This is a genomic window from candidate division WOR-3 bacterium (assembly GCA_026418155.1).
Classification (GTDB): domain Bacteria; phylum Hydrothermota; class Tepidihabitantia; order Tepidihabitantales; family CAIPLT01; genus JAOABV01.
Genome location: JAOABV010000092.1, coordinates 1 through 263 on the forward strand (window position 1 = coordinate 1; position 263 = coordinate 263).

General features: G+C 31.2%; 1 protein-coding gene. It reads right to left on the bottom strand.

Features of this window, described 5'->3' with window-relative positions; all coding sequences use genetic code 11:
• The coding region (locus tag N2201_07420) for a hypothetical protein (protein MCX7786027.1) at positions 1 to 194 on the bottom strand (194 nt) is incomplete at its 3' end.
• Between the last annotated feature and the right edge of the window lie 69 nt (positions 195 to 263).

Here is a 263-nt window from a genome sequence, read left to right on the forward strand (position 1 = left end):
TTTTGCTGCTCGGTTATATCAGATGGAATAGCAAATCGTTGTTTTAATAATTCACTTCCGTGTCGTGCGTAGCCACCACTTTTTTCGGGAATATTTACATTCTGAATTGCATAATATATAAATTTAATATCATTTTGTTTATTATTAAACGGATATAGAATTTTAACCCCGGAACCTCCAATAGCAAATGGCATAGTAATAAATTTTATAATTTTCGTGTGATCGCCAAAAATTATTACGGGTAGAGGCGATTTGAATATTTT